We start from the raw sequence: 21,028 nt of genomic DNA, 5'->3' as shown, positions 1-21,028 counted from the left end.
TGGACCGACTCGGAGGGGAGTTGACATGCCCCTCCGCGATCCGTAAGGTTCTTCGGGTTGCCACGGAGCCGAAGGGTTCCTGGGGCAACCGATCCCGCCGCGAATGCGGCAACCTCAACTCAGCACGATCTCCCGCTCGGGGAAATTTCGGCATGCCGGAATTCATTTCGAGGGCTCGATTATGAGCCGCCGGGAAAATCCGCTAGAGTTTTGGACGTCGGAACGGCTGAACGGCCGGGAGGACAAGCCCCGCTGACTGGGAATCAGGCCCGAAAGGATCTGATAGAGTCGGAGTCGCCGGAAAGGGAAACGCGAAAGCGAAGAACTGGAAAGCGAAAATCGCTTGACCCGCTTCGACCGGGAATCGGACACGAAAGAGTCTGATAGAGTCGGAAACGCAAGACCGAAGGGAAGCGCCCGGAGGAAAGCCCGAGAGGGTGAGTACAAAGGAAGCGTCCGTTCCTTGAGAACTCAACAGCGTGCCAAAAGTCAACGCCAGATATGTTGATACCCCGGCCTGCTACGGCAGGTTGGTGGTTCCTTTGAAAGTCCTGCGAAACCTTCGGGTTCGGCAGGCAAAAACACAGCGAGGACGCAGTGGACAACGGGTCTTATTCCGACCTTGTTGTTCCGCTCTCGTGATGTGTTCCCCGATTACGGGAAAACATTCACGGAGAGTTTGATCCTGGCTCAGGACGAACGCTGGCGGCGTGCTTAACACATGCAAGTCGAACGATGAAGCCCTTCGGGGTGGATTAGTGGCGAACGGGTGAGTAACACGTGGGCAATCTGCCCTTCACTCTGGGACAAGCCCTGGAAACGGGGTCTAATACCGGATAATACTTTCCTCCTCCTGGAGGAAGGTTGAAAGCTCCGGCGGTGAAGGATGAGCCCGCGGCCTATCAGCTAGTTGGTGGGGTAATGGCCTACCAAGGCGACGACGGGTAGCCGGCCTGAGAGGGCGACCGGCCACACTGGGACTGAGACACGGCCCAGACTCCTACGGGAGGCAGCAGTGGGGAATATTGCACAATGGGCGAAAGCCTGATGCAGCGACGCCGCGTGAGGGATGACGGCCTTCGGGTTGTAAACCTCTTTCAGCAGGGAAGAAGCGAAAGTGACGGTACCTGCAGAAGAAGCGCCGGCTAACTACGTGCCAGCAGCCGCGGTAATACGTAGGGCGCAAGCGTTGTCCGGAATTATTGGGCGTAAAGAGCTCGTAGGCGGCTTGTCACGTCGGTTGTGAAAGCCCGGGGCTTAACCCCGGGTCTGCAGTCGATACGGGCAGGCTAGAGTGTGGTAGGGGAGATCGGAATTCCTGGTGTAGCGGTGAAATGCGCAGATATCAGGAGGAACACCGGTGGCGAAGGCGGATCTCTGGGCCATTACTGACGCTGAGGAGCGAAAGCGTGGGGAGCGAACAGGATTAGATACCCTGGTAGTCCACGCCGTAAACGTTGGGAACTAGGTGTTGGCGACATTCCACGTCGTCGGTGCCGCAGCTAACGCATTAAGTTCCCCGCCTGGGGAGTACGGCCGCAAGGCTAAAACTCAAAGGAATTGACGGGGGCCCGCACAAGCAGCGGAGCATGTGGCTTAATTCGACGCAACGCGAAGAACCTTACCAAGGCTTGACATACACCGGAAAGCATCAGAGATGGTGCCCCCCTTGTGGTCGGTGTACAGGTGGTGCATGGCTGTCGTCAGCTCGTGTCGTGAGATGTTGGGTTAAGTCCCGCAACGAGCGCAACCCTTGTTCTGTGTTGCCAGCATGCCCTTCGGGGTGATGGGGACTCACAGGAGACTGCCGGGGTCAACTCGGAGGAAGGTGGGGACGACGTCAAGTCATCATGCCCCTTATGTCTTGGGCTGCACACGTGCTACAATGGCCGGTACAATGAGCTGCGATGCCGCGAGGCGGAGCGAATCTCAAAAAGCCGGTCTCAGTTCGGATTGGGGTCTGCAACTCGACCCCATGAAGTCGGAGTTGCTAGTAATCGCAGATCAGCATTGCTGCGGTGAATACGTTCCCGGGCCTTGTACACACCGCCCGTCACGTCACGAAAGTCGGTAACACCCGAAGCCGGTGGCCCAACCCCTTGTGGGAGGGAGCTGTCGAAGGTGGGACTGGCGATTGGGACGAAGTCGTAACAAGGTAGCCGTACCGGAAGGTGCGGCTGGATCACCTCCTTTCTAAGGAGCATCTAGATTCCGCAAGGAATCCAGAGCCACTACGTCGGCAAATGTTCGACGGTGGTCAGCTCATGGGTGGAACGTTGACTACTCGGCACAGCACATGGGTCTTCACTAGTACTGCTTCGGCGTGGAACGTGAGGGTTGATGGGCTGGGTCGGGCACGCTGTTGGGTATCTGAAGGTGCGGCCGTCATGGTCGTCCTTCGGTTGCCGGCCCCAGTGCACTCACCTGGTAAGGGTGGGGTGATGGGTGGCTGGTCGTTGTTTGAGAACTGCACAGTGGACGCGAGCATCTGTGGCCAAGTTTTTAAGGGCGCACGGTGGATGCCTTGGCACCAGGAACCGATGAAGGACGTGGGAGGCCACGATAGTCCCCGGGGAGTCGTCAACCAGACTTTGATCCGGGGGTTTCCGAATGGGGAAACCCGGCAGTCGTCATGGGCTGTCACCCGCTGCTGAACACATAGGCAGTGTGGAGGGAACGAGGGGAAGTGAAACATCTCAGTACCCTCAGGAAGAGAAAACAACCGTGATTCCGGGAGTAGTGGCGAGCGAAACTGGATCAGGCCAAACCGTATGCGTGTGATACCCGGCAGGGGTTGCGTATGCGGGGTTGTGGGATCTCTCTTTCACAGTCTGCCGGCTGTGAGACGAGTCAGAAACCGTTGATGTAGGCGAAGGACATGCGAAAGGTCCGGCGTAGAGGGTAAGACCCCCGTAGCTGAAACATCAGCGGCTTGTTTGAGAGACACCCAAGTAGCACGGGGCCCGAGAAATCCCGTGTGAATCTGGCGGGACCACCCGTTAAGCCTAAATATTCCCTGGTGACCGATAGCGGATAGTACCGTGAGGGAATGGTGAAAAGTACCGCGGGAGCGGAGTGAAATAGTACCTGAAACCGTGTGCCTACAAGCCGTGGGAGCGTCGCTGTGTGTGCTTGCACATGCAGTCGTGACTGCGTGCCTTTTGAAGAATGAGCCTGCGAGTTTGCGGTGTGTTGCGAGGTTAACCCGTGTGGGGAAGCCGTAGCGAAAGCGAGTCCGAATAGGGCGATTCAGTAGCGCGCTCAAGACCCGAAGCGGAGTGATCTAGCCATGGGCAGGTTGAAGCGGAGGTAAGACTTCGTGGAGGACCGAACCCACCAGGGTTGAAAACCTGGGGGATGACCTGTGGTTAGGGGTGAAAGGCCAATCAAACTCCGTGATAGCTGGTTCTCCCCGAAATGCATTTAGGTGCAGCGTCGTGTGTTTCTTGCCGGAGGTAGAGCACTGGATAGGCGATGGGCCCTACCGGGTTACTGACCTTAGCCAAACTCCGAATGCCGGTAAGTGAGAGCGCGGCAGTGAGACTGTGGGGGATAAGCTCCATGGTCGAGAGGGAAACAGCCCAGAGCATCGACTAAGGCCCCTAAGCGTACGCTAAGTGGGAAAGGATGTGGAGTCGCAGAGACAACCAGGAGGTTGGCTTAGAAGCAGCCACCCTTGAAAGAGTGCGTAATAGCTCACTGGTCAAGTGATTCCGCGCCGACAATGTAGCGGGGCTCAAGCGTACCGCCGAAGTCGTGTCATTCATACGCATAGGGCCAACGCCTGTATGGATGGGTAGGGGAGCGTCGTGTGCCGGGTGAAGCAGCCGCGGAAGCGAGTTGTGGACGGTTCACGAGTGAGAATGCAGGCATGAGTAGCGATACACACGTGAGAAACGTGTGCGCCGATTGACTAAGGGTTCCTGGGTCAAGCTGATCTGCCCAGGGTAAGTCGGGACCTAAGGCGAGGCCGACAGGCGTAGTCGATGGACAACCGGTTGATATTCCGGTACCCGCTTTGAAACGCCCAATACTGAATCAGGCGATGCTAAGTCCGTGAAGCCGGCCCGATCTCTTCGGAGTTGAGGGTAGTGGTGGAGCCGACGAACCAGACTTGTAGTAGGTAAGCGATGGGGTGACGCAGGAAGGTAGTCCAGCCCGGGCGGTGGTTGTCCCGGGGTAAGGGTGTAGGACGCACGGTAGGCAAATCCGTCGTGCATATAAGTCTGAGACCTGATGCCGAGCCGATTGTGGTGAAGTGGATGATCCTATGCTGTCGAGAAAAGCCTCTAGCGAGTTTCATGGCGGCCCGTACCCTAAACCGACTCAGGTGGTCAGGTAGAGAATACCGAGGCGTTCGGGTGAACTATGGTTAAGGAACTCGGCAAAATGCCCCCGTAACTTCGGGAGAAGGGGGGCCATCACTGGTGATCCGATTTACTCGGTGAGCTGGGGGTGGCCGCAGAGACCAGCGAGAAGCGACTGTTTACTAAAAACACAGGTCCGTGCGAAGCCGTAAGGCGATGTATACGGACTGACGCCTGCCCGGTGCTGGAACGTTAAGGGGACCGGTTAGCTGCTCTTCGGGGTGGCGAAGCTGAGAACTTAAGCGCCAGTAAACGGCGGTGGTAACTATAACCATCCTAAGGTAGCGAAATTCCTTGTCGGGTAAGTTCCGACCTGCACGAATGGCGTAACGACTTCTCGACTGTCTCAACCATAGGCCCGGTGAAATTGCACTACGAGTAAAGATGCTCGTTTCGCGCAGCAGGACGGAAAGACCCCGGGACCTTTACTATAGTTTGATATTGGTGTTCGGTTCGGCTTGTGTAGGATAGGTGGGAGACTTTGAAGCGGCCACGCCAGTGGTTGTGGAGTCGTCGTTGAAATACCACTCTGGTCGTGCTGGATGTCTAACCTGGGTCCGTGATCCGGATCAGGGACAGTGTCTGATGGGTAGTTTAACTGGGGCGGTTGCCTCCTAAAGAGTAACGGAGGCGCCCAAAGGTTCCCTCAGCCTGGTTGGCAATCAGGTGTTGAGTGTAAGTGCACAAGGGAGCTTGACTGTGAGACCGACGGGTCGAGCAGGGACGAAAGTCGGGACTAGTGATCCGGCAGTGGCTTGTGGAAGCGCTGTCGCTCAACGGATAAAAGGTACCCCGGGGATAACAGGCTGATCTTCCCCAAGAGTCCATATCGACGGGATGGTTTGGCACCTCGATGTCGGCTCGTCGCATCCTGGGGCTGGAGTCGGTCCCAAGGGTTGGGCTGTTCGCCCATTAAAGCGGTACGCGAGCTGGGTTTAGAACGTCGTGAGACAGTTCGGTCCCTATCCGCTGTGCGCGTAGGAATATTGAGAAGGGCTGTCCCTAGTACGAGAGGACCGGGACGGACGAACCTCTGGTGTGCCAGTTGTTCTGCCAAGGGCATGGCTGGTTGGCTACGTTCGGAAAGGATAACCGCTGAAAGCATCTAAGCGGGAAGCCTGCTTCGAGATGAGTATTCCCACCCTCTTGAAGGGTTAAGGCTCCCAGTAGACGACTGGGTTGATAGGCCAGATGTGGAAGCCCGGTAACGGGTGGAGCTGACTGGTACTAATAGGCCGAGGGCTTGTCCTCAGTTGCTCGCGTCCACTGTGTTAGTTCTGAAATAACGAACAGCCGTGTTGTTGCCCGGTGTTCAAATTTCATAGTGTTTCGGTGGTCATTGCGTTAGGGAAACGCCCGGTTACATTCCGAACCCGGAAGCTAAGCCTTTCAGCGCCGATGGTACTGCAGGGGGGACCCTGTGGGAGAGTAGGACGCCGCCGAACAATCATTGTGGGAAAGCCCCGTGCCGATGGCACGGGGCTTTTCTGCGTTCTGGGCCCCGGCGTCAGTCCGCAGTGACCAGACGGGTGTCGTATGCCAGGATCACCGCCTGGACGCGGTCTCTTGCACCGGTCTTCGCGAGGATGCGGGTGATATGGGTCTTCACCGTCGACTCGGCGAGGTGCAGGCGTTCGGAGATCTCCCCATTGGTCCAGCCCCGGCCGATGACCGTGAGGATTTCCAGCTCGCGTCCGGTGAGACCGGCAATACGCGGGTCCTGGGTTCCCGCGCCCCCCGGGGCGGCGGGCAAATGTTGCACGTAGGCGTCCAGGAGGCGCCGGGTCAGGCTCGGTGCGACCACGGCGTCGCCGCCGGCCACTGCCCGGATGCCGGAGAGGAGCTCCTCCGGCAAGGCGTCCTTGATGAGGAAGCCGCTGGCGCCGGCGCGGAGCCCGTCGTAGGCGTACCGGTCGAGGTCGAACGTCGTGACGATCAGGACGCGGGTGCGGGAACCGGCCCTGATGATGCGGCGGGTCGCTTCTATGCCGTCCAGGAGCGGCATGCGGATGTCCATCAGGGCCACGTCCGGCTGGTGCCGGGCGACGAGCTGGAGTGCTTCGTGGCCGTTGGCGGCCTCGCCGACGACCGTCATGTCGTCCTGGCTCTCCAGCAGCATGCGGAAGCCGAAACGTTGCATCGGCTGGTCGTCCGCGATGAGCACGGTCGTCACGAGGAGTCCTCCAGAGGGAGCCGGAGCCGCACCTGCCAGCCGGCTTCGGCCGACGGCCCGGCTTCGAGTGTGCCGTCGTACAGGGAAGCGCGGGCGCGCATCCCGGTGAGGCCCTGTCCGGTGGGTCCGGTGGGTCCGGAGGTCCGGCCGTCAGAGCGCGAGGTGCCATTGTCCGTGATCAAGGCCTCGAGTGTGCCGGGCCGGTAGGTCAGGGTGACGTCGGCCGTCAGCGAGGGAGCGGCGCCCGCGTGTTTCAGCGTGTTGGTAAGGGACTCCTGCACGACCCGGTAGGCCGTCAGCTGGCGTCCAGGGGAAGGTGGTTGTGTCGGAGGGGTGCCCTGTATATCCAGACGCACCGGCAGTCCCGCCCGGCGTACGCCTTCCAGTAGCGCGTCGATGTCGTCGAGCGTGGGCTGCGGTGTGCGGTCGGCGTCCTCCGGCTGGTCGCGCAACACCCCGAGCAGGCGGCGGAGGTCGTCGAGGGCCTGGCGGCTGGTGGTGCCGATGGCGTCCAGGGCCTGGGCCGCGCGTTCCGGGCTGCGGGCCACCGCGTACGAACCACCGTCGGCCAGGCCCGTGATGACGGAGAGGTTGTGGCCGATGATGTCGTGCATCTCGCGGGCGATCCGGGTGCGTTCGGCGGCGGCGGCGAGGCGGGCCTGCTGGTCGCGTTCGCGCTCCAGCCGGTCGGCGCGGTCGACGAGGGCCTCCGTGTACTCCTTGCGCGTACGCACCAGGATGCCCGCCAGGGCGGCGACGGCGAACATCCAGACGTGCGGGAGCACCAGCCGGCCCCAGTCGTCCGGGAACCGCCCCGAGGCGATCACGAGGGGTGTGGCGAGCAGTGCGCCGGACCGGGCCAGGGTGCGCATCGGGAGCCGTACCGCGATGTTGAAGACCACGATCTCCTGCAGCAGCGATACCTGGACGACCGCGCCCGTCCACACGTTGACGAGGGAGAACGGCGCCATGAAGGCCAGTACGAGTAGCGGGTGGCTGCGGCGCCACAGCAGCGGAGCGGAGAACGCGATGCTCATCGGGAAGACCAGCGCCTCCGGCACCTGCCGGTCGACGGCGACCGTGCGCCAGCCGCCGGTGGAGACGTCGAGGACGGCGAAGAGCACCCAGAACGTGGTGAGGGTGCCGTTCCAGACGGCCGGGCGGAGGCGGTCGAAGGCGCGGATGTGCTGGAAGAGGCGCTGTATGTGGCCGGTGAGCGGGGTGGACGCGGGCACAGGCTCCCGGTCCCTTGCGTCCGGGAGCGGGGTGGCGGTGTCCGGCCCGCGGCGCTTGGTGAGTGCGTGTGCCCTGAACATGCGGTCGACGGTACGGGGCTGGTGCGGGCCGGTCGTCGGACAGTGGGGGGATCTGCGGGGGCGGGTAGTACCGGGGTACGACGGGGCGAATGCGTTTGCGTGGGTGCGGGAGAGCGGGTCAGGATCGGTTCATGGACTACGTGATACGGCCGGTGCGCGCCGACGAGTGGCAATCGGTGAAGGAACTCCGGCAGGCCGCGCTCCGGGACCCGGCGGCGCCGGTGGCCTTCCTGGAGACGTACGAGGAGAGCGTGAAGCGGGCGGACGACGCATGGCGTGAGCGTACGGTGAACGCCTCCGAGGGCGGCGCGGGCGAGGTGCGGCAGTTCGTTGCCGAGGGCCCCGACGGCTCGTGGGCGGGATCGGTGACCGTGCTCGTCGAGGGGCCGGACGTCGAGATGCGGTTCGGTGAGCCGGCGTCGGTGAACCAGGGGCATCTGGTCGGAGTGTTCGTGCGGCCGGAGGCGCGGGGCTCGGGGGTGGCGGATGCGCTCTTCCGGGCGGCCGTGGAGTGGGCGTGGGCGCTGGAGAAGCCGCGGCTGGAGCGCGTACGGCTGTATGTGCACGAGGACAATCCGCGCGCTGCGGCGTTCTACCGGCGGTTCGGCTTCGTGCCGACGGGGGAGTCGGTGGCGATGCCCGGGGATCCGTCGGCGCGTGAGCTGGAGTACGAGGTTGCGCGACCCTGAGCCGTAACGCGTCAGAGGGTGCTGGGTGTCCGGAGCTGCTGCGTCCACTGGGAGCGGGCCTGTTCCTGGGAGCGGAGCAGGGCGATGGTCGCAAGGCCCTGGGTCTGGCCGGATCTCAGCAGGTCCGGCAGCCGGGGCAGGGGTGCGACGGCCGCGACGTCGTCGAGGACGAGGGTCATTGGTGGGTCGAGCCGGCCGTCGGATGACCGTGCGGCCATGCGGCGGCCGTGCTCGACCACGTCTGAGGCGAGCGCGGTGAGCAGGGGCATCGTCCCTGGACCGGATCGCGGGGTCTCGATGGATTCACCCACCACATAGAGGCTGCCCCCTTCGATCGCAAAAGAATCCAGTGCGAGGGCATCTGCTCGATTTGGGGTGCAGGCGTCCCGGACGTGGACGGAGGACAGGGCTTCGAACGCACGGACCGTCAGCTCCTGTGCCATCTCGCGGCGTTCGGGGTGGCCGGTGAGCGCGGACTCCAGGAGCCCGGCGAACCCGGGTGCCGCCTTCGGGTGGGTGCGCAGCAGGCGGACCGCTTCGTGGGCGTTGCCGCCCATGGCCCAGCGGTGCACCTGGCGGAAGGGGCGGCCGTCCACGGCGGCGGCGTGCAGCCAGCAGCGCAGCAGGGTCTCGGCGGTGTCGGCCGTCCCCGCGTCCACGCGGGCCTGCGGGCGGACGGGGGCGAGCAGGGCGGTGGCGCGTTCGGCGGCCCGGTCGGCCTGTTCGCAGCCGGTGGTGGGTGCCCAGTGCAGCCGGTCCGGGGTGTCGCAGAGGTGGCCGGGGTCGTAGACGAGGACGGGGCCGAGCTTGGAGCGGGCGTCCTTGGTCTCGGCCCACAGGCTGGGGTCGGACGTCACGACGAGCACGGGGCCCTCGGCCTCGCGGATGGCCTCGACGGCGGTGGCGCGGCGGGTGGCTGCGTGGCCGTAGAGGACGAGGGGGGTGCGCGGGGAGGGGACGGTGGGGGCGGTCACCGCCGGGACGGGCACTGTGGTGGCCGGCAGGGGCTGTGTCTCCGGTTCGACGACGGCTACGGGCGCGGTTTCGGTGACGGGCTCCGCGGGAACGGGGGCTGTTCTGCGCCCGGTATCCGGTTCGGGTGCGGGGAGCGCCGCCTCGTACGCGTACTCCCCGTCCTTGCTCCGTCGGCCGCGGGCGCGTCCCTTGCCCTGCTGGATCCGGCGCCGGGCCCGTTCCTCCCTGCGTGCCTGTTCGAGGAGTGCCAGTCGCTCGGTGCGTTCCGCGCGGCGGTCGGCCCGGACGGCGCGCCAGCGGGTGACGACGCCCATGACGAACACCGTCAGCACCACGAACACCATCAGTTCGCCGATGAGCAGGCCCCAGAACAGGCCGTATCCGGAGAGTTCGTCCGGTGGTGTGGTCGGCCAGGCGGCGGGGAGGTCGTGCGGGGCCGCGAGCAGTCGGCGCAGGGCCAGGGGCGTCTCGGCCAGGGTGACGCCGTCGGGCCAGGCACCGTGGGCGAGGAGGCCGGCGAATCCGGTGGCCGTCCAGGCCATCAGGGTCACTCCGAGGAGGAAGGCCAGCAGCCCTATGAGCAGGCCGTCGGGGATGCCGCCCCCCTTGCCGTCGCCGGGCCGTGCCCCGCCGCCGTTCCCTGCCATGTCACGCCACCGTTGACTCGGACGACTCGTTCAGCCGTTGCTGGTGCTCGATTCTGGCCGCGCGTTCCTCCGCTTCGAGGTCGGCGGCGCGTACGTCGTCGGGGACGAGGTCGCTCGCGGACGACTCGGTCATGGCGCGGTCGGTGAAGACGAGGGGGCGTTCGGCTTCGGTGATCAGGTGCTTGACGACCTGTACGTTGCCGTTGACGTCCCAGACCGCGATGCCCGGGGTGAGGGTGGGGATGATCTCGACCGCCCAGCGGGGCAGCCCGAGGACCCGGCCGGTGGCTCTGGCCTCGTCGGCCTTCTGGGCGTAGATCGTGCGGGTCGACGCCATTTTCAGGATGGCCGCGGCTTCCCGTGCGGCGGCGCCGTCGACCACGTCGCTGAGGTGGTGGACGACGGCGACGAACGAGAGACCGAGCCGGCGGCCGAACTTCAGCAGGCGCTGGAAGAGCTGGGCGACGAAGGGGGAGTTGATGATGTGCCACGCCTCTTCGACCAGGAAGATGCGCTTCTTGCGGTCGGGCCTGATCCAGGTGTGTTCGAGCCAGACGCCGACGATCGCCATCAGGATGGGCATGGCGATGGAGTTGCGGTCGATGTGCGAGAGGTCGAAGACGATCAGCGGGGCGTCGAGGTCGATGCCGAAGGACGTCGGGCCGTCGAACATGCCGCGCAGGTCGCCGTCGACGAGCCGGTCGAGGACGAGGGCGACGTCCAGGCCCCAGGCGCGTACGTCGTCTATGTCGACGTTCATCGCCTGGGCGGATTCCGGTTCGGGGTGGCGCAGCTGCTCGACGATGTCGGTGAGGACCGGCTGGCGGTCGGTCGTCGTCGCGTTGACGTAGGCGTGGGCGACCTTGAGGGCGAAGCCGGAGCGCTCGTCGAGGCCGTGGCCCATGGCGACTTCGATGATGGTGCGCAGCAGGGCGAGCTGGCCGGTGGTGGTGATCGCGGGGTCGAGCGGGTTGAGCCGGATGCCGCCGTTGAGGGCGGAGGTGGGGTCGAGGCGGATGGGCGTGAGGCCCAGTTCCTCCGCGATGAGGTTCCACTCGCCGACGCCGTCCTCGCCCTGGGCGTCGAGGACGACGACCTGGCGGTCGCGGAAGCGGAGCTGGCGGAGCACGTACGTCTTCTCCAGCGCGGACTTGCCGTTGCCGGACTCGCCGAGCACCAGCCAGTGCGGGGCGGGGAGCTGCTGTCCGTAGAGCTGGAAGGGGTCGTAGATGTAGCCCTTGCCGGAGTACACCTCGCGGCCGATGATCACGCCGGAGTCGCCGAGGCCGGGGGCGGCGGTGGGCAGGTAGACGGCCTGGGCCTGGCCGGTCGAGGTACGGACGGGCAGCCGGGTGGTCTCCACCTTCCCGAAGAGGAAGGCGGTAAAGGCGTCCGACAACGCGGACAGCGGATCTCGCATGGCGTGACTGACCTCCCTCTCGGTGTCGCGGACTGGCGTTAGCGGCGGATGCCGGTGGCGAACGGCAGGGTGTTGACGAAGGCGCGGTGGTGCTCGCGGTCGCACCACTCCAGCTTCAGATACGACTTGCCGGCGGAGGCCCGGATGGTCCGCTTGTCGCGGGCGAGGGCCTCGGGGGAGCGGGATGACACGGTGATGTACCCCACGAGGTTGACGCCGGCGGCGCCGCTGGCGAGATCTTCACCCCGCTGGTCGAGCCGGCCGTGGGCGGCGATGTCGCGGGGGTCGACGGTGCGGTTCATCTTGGCCTGGCGGCTGGCTTCGGCGTCGTCGTTGGTCTTCTCGGTGAGCATGCGCTCGATGGCGATCTCGGTGGGTTCCAGGTCCATGCAGACGGCGACCGTGCGGATGACGTCGGGGGTGTGGACGAGGAGGGGGGCCAGGAAGTTGACGCCGACGGGGGTCATCGGCCACTCCTTCACCCAGGCCGTGGAGTGGCACCAGGGGGCGCGGGTGGTCGATTCGCGGGTCTTGGCCTGGAGGTAGGTGGGTTCGACGGCGTCGAGCTCGGCGGGCCAGGCGTTGCGCCTGGTCATGGCCTGGATGTGGTCGATGGGGTGGTCGGGGTCGTACATGGAGTGCACGAGGGAGGCGAGCCTGCTCTGGCCGAGGGGCTGGCGGACCCGGATGTCGGCCTCGGCGAGGCGGGCGCAGATGTCGGTGAGCTCGCGGGCCATGACGACGGCGAGGCCGGCGTCGCGGTCGAGCTTGCGGCCGCCGTGCGGGCGGGCGGCGCGGGCCATGGCGTTGGCCTCGGCGGCGAGCTCGCGGTTGAAGTGCATGCAGGCGACGAGGTAGGCGCGGTGCTGCTCGCTGGAGGTGGAGACCATGGACTGGAGCTGGTCGTAGGAGTCCTGGAGCCAGCGGGGGGAGCCCTTGTCGCCGCGCTGGGCGACGTCCTTGGCGTGGGCATCGGGGTCGGCGGGGAGCGTACGGGCCAGCATCTGGAGGCGCGTGACGAAGCCGTCCCCGTTGGCGACGTGCTTGAGGAGGGTGCCGAACCGGTCGACGAGGGCTTCCTGGTCCTCGCTGTCGCGCAGGCCGACGCCGGGGCCCTCGATCTCGATGGCGGCGGTGACGGTGCGGCGGTCGGCGTGGAGGAGGACCGCGATCTCGTCGGGGCCGAAGGGGGCGGCGAGCCAGTTGATCCGGCCGATGCCGGGGGGCGGGCCGATCTCGACCTCGCGGCCGTCGGCGCCGGTGCCGGCCTCCATGGCGGAGGAGCGGTAGGCGGTGCCGCGGCGCAGGGAGCGCTTGTAGCTGCGGTTGATCTCGAACCACTTGTAGAAGGTCCGGTGCCGGTACGGGACGTACACCATGGCGATGGCGAGGAGCGGGAAACCGGTGAGCAGCACGATGCGCAGGGAGAGGACGGGGACGAGCAGGCCGCTCATCATGCCGAGGAACGCGCCGGCGATGATCAGGGCGATCTCGCCCGTCTCACGGTTCTTGCCGACGATCGCGTTCGGCCGGGCGCGGCCGATGAGATACGTACGGCGGGGCGTGATCGGATGGGACTGTGTGCTCAACGCCCGCCACCTCCTGTGCGGTTGTTACCTGTACTGCCTGAACCGCCGCGTGCGTTGCGGCTGCTGTGGGGGGTGCCGGAGGTGGGGCCGGCGCCGCTGCGGGGCGGAGGTGCGGCGGAGGGGACAGATCCGCCGCCGACTCCGCTCCCGCTGTTGCGGGAGCTGTGCGCGGCGACTCCGCCGCTGACCGGGTTGGCGGGCCGGCCGCCGCCGCTGCCGGTGGCGCCGCTGTTCTGGCCGCCGCGGCTGCTGTGGGTCTTGATGCCCTGGGAGACGAGCGCGGCGGGGGAGCTGATCATGGCGGCGGCCTGGGAGCCGTCGGTGGCCTGCTTGCGGTTGGTACGGGCACCCTGGATCTCGTCGCCGAAGCCGGGGACGAAGCGGTAGATCATGCCCGAGGCGAAGATGGCCAGGAGGATGATCGCGAGGCCGGAGACCACGGCGGAGAACGCGTCGGGGCCGTCGTCGGAGGAGAGCGCACCGGCGAGGCCGAGGACGATGACGATGACCGGTTTGACCATGATCACCGCGATCATGATGCCCGCCCAGCGGCGTACGTGGCCCCACATGTTCTTGTCGACGAGCCCGGCGTACACGGCGGTCCCGAGGAGGGCGCCGACGTAGAGCAGGGCGGCGCGGATGACGAGCTCCAGCCAGAGGATGCCGGCGGCGAGGATCGACACGAGCGAGACGACGATCAGCATGATCGGGCCGCCGCCGATGTCGGAGTCCTTCTTGAGCGCTTCGGCGAACGACCCGAAGAAGACGTCGGTCTGGCCGCCGGACGAGGAGGCGATGACCTCGGTGACGCCGTCGGTCGCGGAGACGACCGTGTAGAGGATGAGCGGGGTGAACGCGGAGGCGAGGACGGTGAGCCAGAGGAAGCCGATGGCCTCGGAGATGGCGGTGGTGAGCGGCACGCCCCGGATCGCGCGCTTGGCGACGGCGAGGAGCCAGAGGACGAGCGTCAGGACGGTGGAGGCGGCGAAGACGATGGCGTACTGCTGGAGGAAGCGGGTGTTCGTGAAGTCGACGTTGGCGGTGTCCTTGACCGCGTCGCTGAGCTTGCCCACGATCCACGCGGCGGCGTCGGCGCAGCCGCGGCCGAGGGAGGTGAGGGGGTCCAGGGCGGGGTCGGTGCTGTTGGGCGGGGTGGACTTGTGCGAGCCGGCGCCGTCCCCTTCGCAGTAGTCCTTGGCAAGCCCCACGATGAGGTCGCAGGCCTCATTGCCCTCTTTGCTGGGCGACGGCGATGGAGATGGTGCCGCCACAGCCTGTGAGGTCAGCAGGACCGTCAGGGGAATAACGGACAGCATGGTCAGGGAGCGGATGCTCCGGCGACGGCTATCGGGCATAAACGAAACCTCCGTATCCCTCCACCGCGCCAGCGATTTCGTCGGCCGAGGACGCCCGATTGTCACCGCTGACCGGAGTGGGCCCCTCCGTCTGACTCGACGACTCGATCTTCCAGTCGTTTCCGGTCCACCTGAGCTTCTCCGAAATCGTGAACCAGGTCTCGGTCACCGGCTTCGTGGAACCTTCACCAGCCATGCCGACCAGACCGGTGCACCAAACCTCGACGGTCGCTGAGTCAGCGGCATGCTCGACCACCTTCGTGCCAACTGGGACGGTGCGGGAAACAAATGTCAGGCCACTTGGGGCGCTGCCGTCTTCGTTCAGACCCACGTTCTTGAGGAAGCTCGGCGAGTAGGCCGTGTCAAGGTCGGTAGTCAGCTTGCCGACTACGGCAGGGTCATGCGTCGCCTGCACGATGGTCTGGCGGGAGGACGCGACGAACATGTCGGCGGACCCCAGCGCCACCGCGTAGTTGGAGGCCGCGCTCTCCGCCCCCTGCTGGTCGTGGGCGAAGCCCGAGGGGATGGTGCCGTTCTTGCCGGTTACCGGCTTCGTGCCCGTTGCCGCTGTCGGGGCCGCACCGGTTTTGTCCTTGGTGCCGGAGCCCGACTTGCCGCCGGAGCCGTCGTCGCCGCCCATGTTGGCGAAGGCGATGGCGCCCAGGAGGAGGACCACCACGCCGACGAAGGTGATGAGGGAGCGGGAGTTGCGGGCCGGGCGGCGGGGGCCGTAGGCGTCGCCGGCCGGGCCGTCGGGCAGGCGGGTGCGGGTCTGGCGGGTGCCGCCGATGGTGCTGTAGGCGTCGCTCGTGCGTCCCGCGTCGCTGCCGTAGCCGTCCTCGTCGCCGAGACTCATGCCGCGTACGCCCTCTCAACCGTTGCTCGGACCGTGTCGTAGTACGACGGTAGCCGTGCTGCTCTCCGCGTGGACGCGGTGTGGTGACTCGACATCAGGGGTACGCAACCTCTGCCGGTGGGCACGACGGACGGATGGGAGGGGTGGGGCGGACGGGCGGACGAGGGACCCGGTCAGGGGTGACGCCCGGTCAGACCGCCATCCCGTACACAATGGTGAACAAGGTTCCGAGCGATCCGATGATGAACACACCGGTCAGGCCGGCCACGATCAGCCCCTTGCCCTGTTCCGCGCTGAACGTGTCGCGCAGAGCCGTGGCACCGATCCGTTGCTTGGCCGCTCCCCAGACCGCGATGCCGAGGCAGAGCAGGATGGCGATCGCCATCACCACCTCGATCATGACGCGCGCCTCGTTGCCCAGGGTCCCGAACGGCCCCCAGTTCGGGGCGATTCCGCCGATGATGGTGGTGATGTCGCCCTTTTCAGCTGCCAGGATCATGTAAGTCACCGCCCCTATTGGGTAGTTCGGCGCCCGTGCCGCACGGCACGAGTCACTCTCTATCTTCGCTGATGAAACTGGATTCGTACGACGGCTTCATGGCTCTCTTTACCCGGATCTCGCACGTTTGACCGGTCTGGCCGCCCTGACCTGCGGATCGAATCGGTGTGTGGGCGAAATGCGTATGGTTACTCTGTGTATCACGGAGAGTGACGCCGGGCAATGATCGTCATCGCGCCAGACCGGCTGAGATGCCCCGAAGTGATCGAGACGCGCTGTTCAAGTCGTGGGGTGCCAGGTCTGAGCGCTCGTCGGTCGGAGCAGCGGGTGGCGCGGGGTAGGCGGGCGGGGAGGGGTTCTCCATGAGGACGGTGGCCGGAAATCGCACCAGGACCCGTCGAAGGGAAAGGTTCCGGCCTCGGCGAGCTGTGCGACCGTCGTTCCTTCGGACCGGATCGCGCGGGCTTCCTCGGCCGTCCAGTACGCCGGGTGGCCGGTCTTCTCCGCGAAGGACTGCTCGTCCTTCCAGGCCCACGTACGGTCCGGCGCGACGTTGATGTCCAGCTCGTGGTCGCTGATGTCGATGTCGGCGCCGTGGTGGACGCGCCGTTCGAGATTGACGTACCAGCCGCGGAACTTGTGTCTGCGGCCGAAGAGCCAGAGCACCGAGTGCGCGGCCCCCGTCGGCTGGTAGAAGAGGGCGTCGCCCATCGGCCAACGGCCGGCGACCACGGGGAAGCCGTCGGCCGGACGTTCGTGCGGGTCGATGTCCCGGAGGTGGGTGATGCCGCGTGGCAGGGCGGTGTGCCACATCGGGGTGCCCGACTTCATCCACACCAGCTGTCCCGCGTCCGTGCGTTCGACGAGGCGCACGGGTACGGAGGCGCTGAGATGGCCGCCTATGAAGAAGTTCCAGTGCAGGATCTGGCCCGGAGTGCTGCTTGCGGCGTCCCTCTTGTCCTCTTTCATGCGTTTGATCATGCCCGCCACGCGCATGGCGGACACGTACGGACGCCTGGGCCCGCGCGGGGCCGGCTCACGGGCCGTCAGTCGGTGGCGATGCCCCGGCTCGCGAGGACGTCGAGGTCGAACGCGGCGCCCATGCCGCAGTCGTCCACCCCCGAGATCAGCCGCAGGTTGGGCAGCAGGTCCAGGTCGTCGAGGGAGCCCACGTCGTAGAGGTCGTCCTCGCCGTCCCAGACGGGGGAGCACTCCTGGTACACGCGGAGCCCGCCGTCGAGAGCGAGCGTCTCCACGGTCGCCAGCAGTTCCGGGCTGATCTCCAGCGCCTCGAAGTGGGCGCGGGCCTCGTCGAGGACGGTGAAGGCGAGGTCGTTGTCGTAGGCGTAGGTCTGCGGGTCGTCGATGCCCTTCGCCTTCAGGCAGTCGGCTATGCGGAACGCCGGCGTGAGCGTCTCGTCGTCGTACATGAGCTTCTCGATGACGAGGAGCTTGAAGTTGAAGTCGCGGAAGGCAGGCATGCCGGGATCGTAGCGGGGCCCTCGGACAGACCGTCCTGGTCCGCCCGAGGGCCCGGGTGCTTCGCTGCCGTCGGCCACGGCCCGTCCGGTCAGGGCTTCGTGTTCGCCTGCTTCATCGAGGCCACCGCGTCCGCGATGCTGCTTTCGTACAGGCCCAGCTTCGGGGCGCCGACCTTCACGTCCGGGCCGAGCGGGAAGTTGAGCTGGTCGGCGTTGGGCATGTGGTCGCCGTCGGCGAGCACGTTCAGCTCGTTGACCCAGGTCACACCGTTGCCGCCGCCGGGATTGAGGTCGATGACGGCGATCGCGGCGGTCTTCGGCTTCACCGGGTACGCGGGGGCGCCGCCCAGGCCGCCCGGGACCAGCGGGGTGATGTCGCCGCTGTGGTCCGTGGCGTTCGAGGCGCCCAGGCTGACCCGCGGGAAGTAGCTCAGGCCGCAGGAGTTCTTGCCGGTGTTGTTGACCTCGATCACGTGCTGGGTGGCCGAGCCCTCGCGGGCGTACACGCGCACCGACAGGTCGGAACTCTTGCAGGGGTGCTTGTAGGCGTAGTCGTCGCTGGTGTTGCCGCCGGTGGCCCCGCCCGTCTTCGCGGCGCCGCCCGTGGACTTGCCGGAGCTGGAGGAGACCGTGTCCGTGGAGCCGCCCGTCTTCGCGCCGTCGGAGGCCGTGCCGCCCTGGGCGTCGTCCTTGCTGGTGCCCTTGGCCGTGTCCTTGGCGGCCACAGTGGCCTCGGCGGACGCGGAGTTGTCCGCCGGGCCGGCCGACTTGGTGCCGCCGTCGTCGCCGCAGGCGGTGAGTGCGAGGGCGAGCACGGCGGTGACGGCGGTGCCGAGGGCGGCGGTGCGCTTGCGGTTGCGGATCGTACGCATGGAATTCCCCGAAGTGTGTGGCGGTCGGATGATCGGCTCGGTGCGGTCAGGGCCCGGGACCTGCGGCGAACCGCTCCCCCTCCGGGCTGACACAAGAAGACTCTCGTCCGCCGCTCATGTTCTGCTAACGCCTCCCTGACGTCCCGCTGACGTCCCTCCGGACGGGCTTCGGACACCCCTTCGGGCTACCGGGGACAGGCATGAGCCGGTGGTCATTCGGGAAGGGTTCGGTCCGCGCGCGTGACTTCGGCGGTGCGATCACCGTTAGATGTGATGTGCCCAAGCCTGCCGTGTCAGCCGTGTCAGCCGTGCCGCCCCTGACGACCGCTTCCGCCGGGGACGGTGCCGCCGCCCCGCCGCCCTTCCTGCTCACACCGCGCCAGGGGGAGGCCGCCCGCGCGCTCCTGTCGTACGTGGCCGCCCTGCCGCTCAACTCCGTCGACGCGCAGCTCCTCGCGGTCGTCGTGGGGATCCGGGCCGCCCGGACGGGCACCGGCAACCTCACGGGGACCGACCTGCGGTCGTTGCGGCTGGAGGACCCGGAAGCGGCTGTGGCCGAGCTGTCCGCGGCCGGGTGGGAGGTGTCCGGTGAGCTGATCGACGGCGACCCGGACAAGCCGGCCGGCATCGTCGTGCCGGGCATGACTCCCGGTCAGGGCCATGCGCTGCCCCTGGGTAAGGAGGCGCGGTCGAAGGTGTCGGGCTGGTCCATGCGTACGCGGGTGGCCAAGCCCGTGCGGAAGAGCTCGTCGGGGGTCCGGCTGGCCGCGCTGTTCCTCGCGGCCCACGCCTCCGCCGAGCTGGTCGGCCACGCTCCGGCCGAGCTGCCCGTCGCCTGTTACGGGGCGGTGCCCACGCTCCTGGAAAAGGGATTCCTCGCCGAGGTGAAGGGGCAGACGTACCGGCTCGGCCCGACGGTGGGGCATCTCGCGGGCCTCTTCCGTACCCCGGAGGAGCTCGCCGCACTCGCCCGCGAGGAAGAGGAACGGCTGGCGGCGCGGGAAGCGGCGGCCGCCGCCGAGGCCACGCCGGAGAGCTGGGCGGCCTGGAAGGCGGACGTCAGCCCCGCGCTGCTGCGGCACGTGGAGGCCGTCGAGAACTGCCGGCTCTGCCATCTCGCCTTCATCCGCGTCGCGAACGGGTTCATGACCCCGCCCTCCCCGTTGCCCATGCCCAGGTCGGCCCTCGACGCCTACGACACCTGGCGGGCCGCCCACCCGGAGAGCGGCCGCGAGGCCGCGCAGTTCACCGTGGCCTTCCGTACGGGGCACGGCCACGGGCCGTCGTACGGGCAGCTGTGCAAGGGCCTGGGGTGGCGGAAGCTCTCCCGGGAGCTGCGCGGGGTCATCGTGCGCACGCTCATCGACGAGGGCTGGCTGACCTCCACGCCCCCGGTGCCGTGGACCCTGCGGCCGGGGAAGACCGCCCACGCGCAGGGGATCGTCCTGCCGGGGCAGGTGGCGCGGGGCGGCCGCTGAGCGCGCGTCATTCCTTCCGGGAGGCCAGGAGCAGCGTCGCGGCGATGAGGAGTGCGGTGACGATGCCCGTCGTCAGGATGGGTGACGGTGCGAACGTGGCCGCCAGGACCGCGAGCGCCGCCACCGGGTGCAGGACGTCGGCCGCGCGGCGCAGGCCGGCGGTGCGGTGGTGCAGCAGCCAGACGAGGACGACGAAGACGGCGACCGGGACGGTGTAGACGGCTGCCGCGGTGCGGTCGGAGATGTGGCCGTGGCCTTCGGTGTGCGCGACGTTGAGGGCCAGCCCGGCGCCGACGGCCGCCGCCGACGCGAAGACCAGGTAGTGGCCGTACCCCCACAGCAGCGCCGTACGCAGACTGGTCAGCAGCCGGGGAGCGCTCTGCGCGAAGTAGAGCCACCACAGGGCGAACACGGTCAGCAGGCCGCCCGCGACCAGGGCGGCGAGGTCGCCGAGCGCCGCGTGGGTGTCCAGGGCGGTGCGTACGGCTCCGGTGGCGGCGGTGATGGATTCGCCCAGCACGATCAGTGTGAACAGGCCGTACCGCTCGGCGATGTGGTGCGGGTGCCAGGTGGTGGTGGTTTTGCGTTCCGCCAGTGCGGGAACGGCGATCTCCGCCAGTACGAGGACGGCGAAAGTGGCGAGCCCGGTGTCGTCGGGGAGGGCCAGCCGTACGACCCAGCCGATCTGCACCAGGAAGATCCCGGCGGCGTACCCCAGGCAGGTGCGGCGTCGCTCAGGGTCGGAGCGGGCGGCGCGCAGCCACTGGGTGACCATGGCGAGCCGCATGATCACGTAGCCCCAGGTGATGACGGTGAAGTCCTCGTGTTCCAGCGCCTCGGAGGCGCCCGCCGCGAGGACGAGCGCGCCGGTGATCTGTACGAGCGTCAGGAGCCGGTACGGGACGTCGTCGGTGTCGTAGGCGGAGGCGAACCACGTGAAGTTCATCCACGCCCACCAGATCGCGAAGAACACCATCGCGTACCCGAGGACGGCGTGGCCGATGCGGCCGGCGGCGAGTTCGTGCTCGAAGGCGGAGGCGGCCTGGGCGACGGCGGCGACGAAACAGAGGTCGAAGAACAGCTCCAGCATCGTCGATGCGCGATGCTGCTCGTCGGCGCGGCGGGCCACCATCGGGCGGTGCCAGAAGCTGGGGGAGGGGGGCGATGAGCTCATGGGGGCGCATTCTTCCGGCTGGGCGGGGTAGGGCGGGGCGGGCCGCGCCCGGGCCTGGGTGTGTACGGGGCCCGGTGCGGGGGAAAAGCGATGGCCCGTCTGCGGGCGGTCCTGTCACACTCCCGTCCATGACCTGT

14 protein-coding genes and 3 rRNA genes are annotated in these 21,028 nt (G+C 66.9%); 5 read left to right on the top strand and 12 right to left on the bottom strand.

From position 1 onward, the window contains the following. Positions 1-667 precede the first annotated feature (667 nt). From BLW14_RS14685 to rrf, 3 genes are all read left to right on the top strand, one after another. A 16S ribosomal RNA gene (locus BLW14_RS14685) occupies positions 668-2,193 on the top strand. A gap of 299 nt (positions 2,194-2,492) precedes the next feature. Continuing rightward, a 23S ribosomal RNA gene (locus BLW14_RS14680) occupies positions 2,493-5,618 on the top strand. Positions 5,619-5,695: 77 nt separating this feature from the next. Then, positions 5,696-5,812: ribosomal RNA gene (rrf, locus tag BLW14_RS14675) — 5S ribosomal RNA — on the top strand. Together the 16S, 23S and 5S rRNA genes form the textbook arrangement of a ribosomal RNA operon. A gap of 62 nt (positions 5,813-5,874) precedes the next feature. Here rrf and BLW14_RS14670 read toward each other — a convergent pair. Together BLW14_RS14670 and BLW14_RS14665 are read right to left on the bottom strand one after the other, a co-directional pair. After that, positions 5,875-6,540 carry a response regulator gene (locus tag BLW14_RS14670; protein ID WP_093707748.1) on the bottom strand — a complete coding sequence of 222 codons (666 nt, stop codon included), beginning with the start codon at positions 6,538-6,540 and terminating at the stop codon, positions 5,875-5,877. Continuing rightward, the gene (locus BLW14_RS14665; RefSeq protein WP_093707747.1) at positions 6,537-7,856 is read right to left on the bottom strand and encodes a sensor histidine kinase; all 1,320 of its coding nucleotides are present in this window, start codon (positions 7,854-7,856) and stop codon (positions 6,537-6,539) included. The genes BLW14_RS14670 and BLW14_RS14665 overlap by 4 nt, the downstream gene beginning before the upstream one ends. A gap of 131 nt (positions 7,857-7,987) precedes the next feature. Between BLW14_RS14665 and BLW14_RS14660 the strand changes: the two genes are divergently transcribed. After that, a complete protein-coding gene (locus BLW14_RS14660; RefSeq protein WP_093707746.1) occupies positions 7,988-8,545 on the top strand; it encodes a GNAT family N-acetyltransferase in 558 nt (185 codons plus the stop codon). A gap of 11 nt (positions 8,546-8,556) precedes the next feature. On the opposite strand, the gene BLW14_RS14655 is transcribed toward BLW14_RS14660, so the two are convergent. From BLW14_RS14655 to BLW14_RS14615, 9 genes are all read right to left on the bottom strand, one after another. Then, positions 8,557-10,167: a type VI secretion protein gene (locus tag BLW14_RS14655; protein WP_093707745.1), complete on the bottom strand. Its 1,611-nt coding sequence runs from the start codon at positions 10,165-10,167 to the stop codon at positions 8,557-8,559. A 1-nt stretch (position 10,168) separates the two neighbouring features. Further along, positions 10,169-11,587: an ATP-binding protein gene (locus BLW14_RS14650; RefSeq protein WP_093707744.1), complete on the bottom strand. Its 1,419-nt coding sequence runs from the start codon at positions 11,585-11,587 to the stop codon at positions 10,169-10,171. A 38-nt stretch (positions 11,588-11,625) separates the two neighbouring features. Beyond that, the gene (locus tag BLW14_RS14645; RefSeq protein WP_093707743.1) at positions 11,626-13,176 is read right to left on the bottom strand and encodes an SCO6880 family protein; all 1,551 of its coding nucleotides are present in this window, start codon (positions 13,174-13,176) and stop codon (positions 11,626-11,628) included. Continuing rightward, the gene (locus tag BLW14_RS14640; RefSeq protein WP_093707742.1) at positions 13,173-14,492 is read right to left on the bottom strand and encodes a hypothetical protein; all 1,320 of its coding nucleotides are present in this window, start codon (positions 14,490-14,492) and stop codon (positions 13,173-13,175) included. Before BLW14_RS14640 ends, BLW14_RS14645 begins: the two co-directional genes overlap by 4 nt. A gap of 28 nt (positions 14,493-14,520) precedes the next feature. Further along, positions 14,521-15,387, bottom strand: a complete 867-nt coding sequence (locus tag BLW14_RS14635) for a hypothetical protein (RefSeq protein ID WP_093707741.1) — start codon at positions 15,385-15,387, stop codon at positions 14,521-14,523. 190 nt (positions 15,388-15,577) lie between these two features. After that, complete coding sequence (locus BLW14_RS14630) at positions 15,578-15,886, bottom strand: hypothetical protein (RefSeq protein ID WP_018101695.1); 309 nt, start codon at positions 15,884-15,886, stop codon at positions 15,578-15,580. A 279-nt stretch (positions 15,887-16,165) separates the two neighbouring features. Then, positions 16,166-16,855 (bottom strand): ribonuclease FAU-1 family protein, encoded by a 690-nt coding sequence (locus BLW14_RS14625; RefSeq protein ID WP_177153977.1) that lies wholly within the window; start codon positions 16,853-16,855, stop codon positions 16,166-16,168. Between the two features lie 77 nt (positions 16,856-16,932). Further along, the gene (locus BLW14_RS14620; protein WP_093707739.1) at positions 16,933-17,367 is read right to left on the bottom strand and encodes a DUF6892 domain-containing protein; all 435 of its coding nucleotides are present in this window, start codon (positions 17,365-17,367) and stop codon (positions 16,933-16,935) included. 89 nt (positions 17,368-17,456) lie between these two features. After that, positions 17,457-18,239, bottom strand: a complete 783-nt coding sequence (locus BLW14_RS14615; RefSeq protein WP_093707738.1) for a DUF4232 domain-containing protein — start codon at positions 18,237-18,239, stop codon at positions 17,457-17,459. Positions 18,240-18,538: 299 nt separating this feature from the next. On the opposite strand from BLW14_RS14615, the gene BLW14_RS14610 reads away from it, so the two are divergent. Then, entirely contained in the window at positions 18,539-19,717 is a 1,179-nt protein-coding gene (locus BLW14_RS14610; protein WP_256332782.1) for a hypothetical protein, read from the top strand. 7 nt (positions 19,718-19,724) lie between these two features. On the opposite strand, the gene BLW14_RS14605 is transcribed toward BLW14_RS14610, so the two are convergent. Next, on the bottom strand, positions 19,725-20,891 hold the full coding sequence (locus BLW14_RS14605) for a low temperature requirement protein A (RefSeq protein ID WP_093707737.1): 1,167 nt from the start codon (positions 20,889-20,891) through the stop codon (positions 19,725-19,727). Positions 20,892-21,028: the final 137 nt, after the last annotated feature.

The sequence above is a fragment of the Streptomyces sp. 2131.1 genome (assembly GCF_900105515.1).
Taxonomy (GTDB): Bacteria; Actinomycetota; Actinomycetes; order Streptomycetales; family Streptomycetaceae; genus Streptomyces; species Streptomyces drozdowiczii.
The sequence above is the reverse complement of the archived record's forward strand: the minus strand, read 5'-3'. Positions and strand labels throughout refer to the sequence as shown.